Origin of the sequence: Micromonospora sp. NPDC023956 (assembly GCF_040639195.1) — a bacterium.
In the GTDB taxonomy this organism is placed as follows: Bacteria; Actinomycetota; Actinomycetes; order Mycobacteriales; family Micromonosporaceae; genus Micromonospora.
In genome coordinates, this window is sequence record NZ_JBEZZN010000002.1 from 652,615 (window position 1) to 658,954 (window position 6,340).

Genomic DNA, 6,340 nt, shown 5'->3' on the forward strand with positions numbered 1-6,340 from the left:
TGGGCAGTCGTGCTGGCCGCCGCGCAGCGACTGCGGCGCAGCACTGACTTCGCCGCAGCGATCCGTGGTGGGCGTCGCGCCGGCCGTGGCGCGGTGGTCGTCCACCTGGCTCTGCCTCTGACACCCGGAGCCGGGGCACCGTCTTCGCCGGAGCCGGCGCGGGCAGCGGGTGTGGAGGAGTCCTCCGCACCGACCCGCGCCGGCTTCGTCGTGTCCAAGGCGGTCGGGCCGGCGGTGGTCCGCAACCGGGTCCGTCGCCGGTTGCGGCATCTCGTCCGGGAACGGCTCGCCACGCTGCCACCCGGCAGCACCGTCGTGGTACGCGCACTCCCCGCAGCGGCCGGGGCGAGCTACGTCCAGCTCGGCGCCGACCTGGACGCGGCCGTCGCCTCGGCACGGGCGCCCCGTAGCCGGCGGTCCCGGTGAGCAGCGGTTCCGCCACGCCCCGGCCCACCACACTCGGTGCCCGGATCCTGGTCGGACCCATCATCGCGTACCGTCGTTGGATAAGCCCGGCACTGCCGGCCCGCTGTCGGTTCCACCCGTCGTGCAGTGCGTACGGTCTGGAGTCCGTCACCCGGCACGGCGCGTTCCGGGGGACCGTGCTGACGATCCGGCGGCTGCTGCGCTGCCATCCCTTTCACCCCGGTGGGTATGACCCGGTGCCGGAGCCGGGCGGCCGCCGCCGCGCCGATGAGACTGGAGCCTGAGAATTGAGTCTCGACTGGATCTACCTCGCGATCTCGTGGATCCTGCTGGCCTGGCACTCGGCGTGGGACGCCATCGGGGTGGCGGACGGCCCGGTGGCGGGCACGAACTGGGCCTGGATCCTGGCCATCGTCTTCCTGGTGGTCACCGTCCGGGTGATCCTCTTCCCGGTCTTCGTCAAGCAGATCAAGTCGCAGCGGGCCATGCAGGCGTTGCAGCCGCAGGTCAAGGCGCTCCAGGAGAAGCACAAGGGTGACCGGGAGACGCTCCAGAAGGAGATGATGGAGCTCTATCGGAAGGAAAAGGCCAACCCGCTCATGGGCTGCCTTCCGATGTTCCTCCAGATTCCCGTCTTCCTGGGCCTCTTCCACGTGCTCCGCCGCCTCGACCCCGCCAACCAGGGCAAGACCCTGTACGGCTGGACGGTCCAGCAGTTCGAGAGCGCGTCCGCGGCGTCGATCTTCACCGCCCCGATCGCCGGCAAGTTCGGCTCGACCGCCGAGGAGTTGTCCCGGCTCGGTGCCAACGGCACCACGGTCAAGGTCATCGCCGGCGTCCTGGTCCTGGTGATGATGGGCACCACCTACCTGACCAGCCGTCAGATGATCCTCAAGACCGGCTGGGCGGAGGACCCGCAGCAGCGCATGATCCAGCGACTCATGCTCTACGGCATCCCGCTCTCGCTGTTGATCTCCGGTGCGATCTTCCCGATCGGTGTGATCATCTACTGGGTCACCAACAACCTGTTCACCCTCGGCCAGCAGCAGTGGGTACTCCGCAAGTACCCGCCGCCGCCGAGCGTGACCGCCAAGGCGGGTGCCAGCGGCCGTAGCACGGCGCAGCCGGCCAAGGCCGGGGGCCTTCTGGGTCGGGCCAAGCCCGCGCCGGCTCCGGTGAAGCCCACCACCCCCAAGGTCGCCGGTCCGAAGCCGGGCGCCAAGCCGGTCAACCCGAAGAAGAACCGGCCCGCCAAGCGGCAGGGCTGACTGGTCCACGCGCCGCCGCCGGGTCCGCCCGGCGGCGGCCGGATCCGTACCACGGGCTCACCGCCGCCGCCGGGACGGATCTCCCGCGCGACCGCGCGGTCACGGGCGACACTGCCCGTACAGACGTGCCCGGTGGCACCGGCGAGACCCTGCGCCGCCGCCGGGAAACCAACGGACCCGACGGTCCGCCCGAACGAAGTACGGAGATGAACCGTGACCGACACCAGCATCCCCCGCACTGACAAGTCCCCGGACGAGGACGCTGCTCCGATCGCGGAGACCGGGGCGGAGGTGACCGAGCCCGAGGTGCGTGGGAAGAAGGCTCCGGCCGACAGCGATCTGTTCCGGCAGAGCGAGATCGCGGCGGACTACGTCGAAGGTCTGCTCGACATCCTCGACTACGACGGGGACATCGACGAGCTGGTGTCAGGTGGCAGGCCGGTCGTCGAGGTGGTCGGGGCGCGCCTACAGAACCTGGTCGGGCAGCGCGGGGCGACCCTGGAGGCGCTCCAGGAGCTGACCCGGCTGGCCGTGTTCCGGCAGACCGGTACGCCGAGCCGGCTGCTGCTGGACGTCGGCGGCTACCGGGCCAACCGCCGCAAGGAACTGGCCGCCGTCGCCAAGAACGCGGTGGAGAAGGTCAAGGAGTACGGCGAGCCGGTGCGGCTGGAGCCGATGTCCGCGTTCGAGCGCAAGTGCGTGCACGACGTGGTGAACGCCATGGACGGGGTGGAGAGTGAGTCCGAGGGTGTCGAGCCCAACCGGCGGATCATCGTCCGGCCGGCGGACTGACCGGGTGACCTCCGACGCCACGGCTGGCGTTCCCGGCCCGGGTGACACCGCACCCGGGCCGTCGCCGGTCGACCCCCGAACGTCCACCCTCCCCTCCGCCGGGGACGCGGTACTGCCTCCGGAGCTGGCGGATGCGGCGCGGACCCTCTTCGGTGACCGGCTCGACCTGGCCGCCGCGTACGCCGAGCTGCTCGTCACCGACGGCGTGGTGCGCGGCCTGATCGGTCCCCGGGAGGCACCCCGGATCTGGGACCGGCACCTGCTCAACTGTGCGGCGGTGGCCGAGCGGATTCCCGAGGGCGCGACGGTCATCGACGTCGGCTCCGGGGCGGGGCTGCCCGGCCTGGTGCTCGCCATCGCTCGTCCGGATCTGCGCGTGACGCTGGTCGAACCGCTCGCCCGTCGGACCGCGTTCCTGATCGAGGCGGTGGAAGGACTCGGACTGACCCGGATGGTCCGGGTGTTCCGGGGCCGCGCCGAGGCCGCCTCCGGTGGCGGTGACGTCGACCCGTTCAGCGCCGACGTGGTCACCGCTCGGGCGGTGGCTCCTCTCGACCGGCTGGCCCTCTGGTGCCTGCCGCTGACCGTCCGGGGTGGACGGATTCTCGCGCTCAAGGGCTCCTCCGTCGCGGACGAGATCGCTGAGCACGCGGCCAGCGTGGAGCGGCTCGGCGGTGGGGAACCTGCCGTGTACCGGTGCGGTGTCGACGTGATCGACCCCCCGACGACCGTTGTGGAGATCGTGCGGGAGCGGGTGGTCGGCCCGGTGAGCAAAGCGCGCCGGGCGAAGCGCCGCGGCGGCCGGCCCCGGGGACGCTGAGGCGGACGAAACCCGGGCCCGGCCGACGGGCCCGACGAGCGGCCTGGACCGCCGCGTGTGGTGGAGCGACCGAACGGACGCCAACTCCGGTGCCGCACCCTCGGGGAATGGGCGGCAACACCAACCGGGCCGACCGGGGTCCGGCCACCCGGTTGGTTCGTTGAACCTGTGCGGGACCTTCGACAGCCGAGCTTCTCGGCATGGACCTTCTCCGCCCGTCCGCCGTAGGCTGGCCGCGCGTCGATAGTGTGGGGCGGACGACGGCCGGTGTCGCCGGGTCCCGGCCGCCCCCGCCGGGCCGTACGCTTCGTGGAGCGGGCACATGCGGCAGCGACGGTATGCGGGCCGACCATCCGGAGCGGGCAGGGATGACAGGTGCATGACGACGGCAGGTACGACGACGATCCCGGGGTGACCGGTCAACGGGCGGAATCCGCCTCGGTCGCCCCTGTTTCACGTGAAACCGGGGTGGCCCGGTCGGGTCCCCGCCGCCACGACGGCGTCGGACCCTCGGACCCGGCCCCGCCCCCTTCCCGGGACGGAACGGTCTACGGAGGGCGGCTGAGGTCCGGCTACGACGGTGGACAGTCCACGGCCGACCATGACCCCGTGACGCGCCGGCCGGAGAGCGTACGCGGCCGGCCATACCGGGGATCCGATCCTGCGGGAGGCCACGATCCGGTCCACCCGGTCGTGGGTGCCCTCAATCCCCCCGAACCCGTTCCGGTGCCTGCGGTACCGCTGCAACCCGGTCCGGCGGCGGTCTCCGGGCCGCCACTCGGCACCATCGACACGCCCACGTCGCCGACCGGCTCTCCGTACGGGGAATCGGCCGGCGACGCGTACGTTTCACGTGAAACCCCGACGCGCGAAGAGGATGACCCACCGTTGGCTATGGAGGCTATGCGCGCCGTGCAGATCCTGAATCCCAGTGGCGAGGTCACCATGCCGCGCCCCGAGCGGACCCGGGTGATGTGCGTCGCGAACCAGAAGGGTGGCGTGGGGAAGACCACGACCACGGTGAACCTGGCGGTGGCGCTCGCCCTGCACGGGAACCGGGTCCTGGTGGTCGACCTGGACCCACAGGGCAACGCCTCGACCGGACTGAACGTCCCGCACCACACCGGTGTGCCGGACGTCTATGACTGTCTGATCGACAGCGTGCCCTTGGAGGAGGTCGCCCAAGGGGTCGAGGGCATCCCGAACCTGTGGTGCGTGCCGGCCACCATCGACCTCGCGGGCGCCGAGATCGAGCTGGTCTCGGTGGTGGCCCGGGAATCGAGGCTGGCCCGAGCCATCGCCGGCTATCCGGGACACTTCGACTACGTCTTCATCGACTGCCCGCCGTCGCTCGGTCTGCTCACGGTGAACGCGTTGGTGGCCGCGCAGGAGGTGCTCATCCCGATCCAGTGCGAGTACTACGCGCTGGAGGGACTGAACCAGCTCATCAACAACATCAACCTGGTTCGTAAGCACCTGAACCCGACCCTTGAGGTTTCCACGATCCTGCTCACCATGTACGACCGGCGTACCCGTCTGGCGGATGCGGTCGAGCAGGACGTCCGGAACCATTTCGGGGACAAGGTGCTCCAGGCGGTCATCCCCCGTAACGTGCGGGTCTCCGAGGCCCCGAGTTACGGCCAGTCGGTGATGACCTACGATCCCGGTTCACGAGGTGCCACCAGTTACTTCGCAGCCGCGCAGGAGATCGCCGAGCGCGGGGTGAAGGAGCCGGTGAGCCGGAATGGGTAGTGCGGGCAAGTCGCTGGGAGGCGTCGCATGAAGAACCGTCCGCGTGGCGGGCTGGGCCGAGGGCTGGGGGCACTGATCCCCACCGGTCCCGTGGAGACGCCGGAGACCGCGACACCCACACCCGCACCGGAGGCCGTTCCTGCCATGGGCACGGCTGCGCTCATCCCCACCGACGACGGGGCACCGGCCACTGCCACCCCGTCGGTGACCGCTGCGGTACCGGAGGCGCTGCCCGCAGCGATTCCGCTCTCGCCGGTGCCGGGAGCCCGGTTCGCCGAGATTCCGGTCGACTCGATCCTTCCCAACCCGAAGCAGCCCCGGCAGGTCTTCGACGAGGAGGCGCTGGAGGAGTTGAAGACCTCGATCGAGGAGGTCGGCTTCCTCCAGCCCATCGTGGTCCGCCAGCTCGACGGCGAGAAGTACGAGCTGGTGATGGGCGAGCGGCGGTGGCGGGCCGCTCAGGCCGTCGGCCGCGAGAGCATCCCCGCGATCGTCCGGGACACCCGCGACGACGCGATGCTGCGGGACGCCCTGCTGGAGAACATCCACCGGGCGAACCTCAACCCGCTCGAAGAGGCGGCTGCGTACCAGCAGTTGCTGGAGGAGTTCGGGGCGACCCACGAGGAGTTGGCCCGGCGGATCGGCCGGAGCCGTCCGCAGATCTCCAACACCATCCGACTGCTCAACCTGCCGCCCCAGGTGCAACGGCGGGTGGCGGCCGGGGTGCTCTCCGCCGGGCATGCCCGCGCTCTCCTGAGCCTCGACGAGTCCGAGGCCCAGGAACAGCTCGCGCTGCGCATCGTGGCCGAAGGGCTCTCGGTGCGGGCGACCGAGGAGATCGTCTCTCTCGCGCTCAGCGAGGAGGGTACGACCAAGACGCCGGCAGCTCGGCGTCGACCGAAAGCACACGCACCCGCCCTGACCGATCTCGCCGACCGCCTCTCCGACCGCTTCGACACCCGCGTCAAGGTGGACATTGGCCGGAACAAGGGCAAGATCACGATCGAGTTCGCCACGGTGGACGACCTGGAACGGATCGTCGGACTCATCGGGGTCGGGCAGGAGGAGGACCCCGAGGCCTGAGCCTCGTGACGAAGAGAAGCGGAGACACCTCGTCCTCCGCGAGCAGAAAACGACCGCGACCCGGAACCTCACCCGGCTCGCGGTCGTTTTCTATTCGCCGCCCGCCGCCCGCCGCCCGCCGCCCGCCGCCCGCCGCCCGCCGCCCGCCGCCCGCCGCCCGCCGCCCGCCGCCCGCCGCCCGCCGCCCGCCGCCCGCCGC

General features: G+C 71.1%; 7 protein-coding genes. All 7 read left to right on the forward strand.

The window, feature by feature from the left end; all coding sequences use genetic code 11:
• Positions 1–9 precede the first annotated feature (9 nt).
• The 7 genes from rnpA to AB0F58_RS05545 all read left to right on the forward strand — a co-directional run bounded on the left by rnpA (position 10) and on the right by AB0F58_RS05545 (position 6,141).
• On the forward strand, positions 10–426 hold the full coding sequence (gene rnpA / locus AB0F58_RS05515) for a ribonuclease P protein component (RefSeq protein WP_357138249.1): 417 nt from the start codon (positions 10–12) through the stop codon (positions 424–426).
• 44 nt (positions 427–470) lie between these two features.
• Positions 471–710 (forward strand): membrane protein insertion efficiency factor YidD, encoded by a 240-nt coding sequence (gene yidD, locus AB0F58_RS05520; RefSeq protein ID WP_357138749.1) that lies wholly within the window; start codon positions 471–473, stop codon positions 708–710.
• Between the two features lie 3 nt (positions 711–713).
• Complete coding sequence (yidC, locus tag AB0F58_RS05525) at positions 714–1,694, forward strand: membrane protein insertase YidC (RefSeq protein ID WP_357138252.1); 981 nt, start codon at positions 714–716, stop codon at positions 1,692–1,694.
• 213 nt (positions 1,695–1,907) lie between these two features.
• Positions 1,908–2,486 carry a R3H domain-containing nucleic acid-binding protein gene (locus AB0F58_RS05530; protein ID WP_357138254.1) on the forward strand — a complete coding sequence of 193 codons (579 nt, stop codon included), beginning with the start codon at positions 1,908–1,910 and terminating at the stop codon, positions 2,484–2,486.
• 112 nt (positions 2,487–2,598) lie between these two features.
• Entirely contained in the window at positions 2,599–3,306 is a 708-nt protein-coding gene (gene rsmG, locus AB0F58_RS05535) for a 16S rRNA (guanine(527)-N(7))-methyltransferase RsmG (protein WP_357138752.1), read from the forward strand.
• A gap of 375 nt (positions 3,307–3,681) precedes the next feature.
• A complete protein-coding gene (locus AB0F58_RS05540; protein WP_357138257.1) occupies positions 3,682–5,058 on the forward strand; it encodes a ParA family protein in 1,377 nt (458 codons plus the stop codon).
• 27 nt (positions 5,059–5,085) lie between these two features.
• Positions 5,086–6,141: a ParB/RepB/Spo0J family partition protein gene (locus AB0F58_RS05545; RefSeq protein ID WP_357138260.1), complete on the forward strand. Its 1,056-nt coding sequence runs from the start codon at positions 5,086–5,088 to the stop codon at positions 6,139–6,141.
• Positions 6,142–6,340 lie beyond the last annotated feature (199 nt).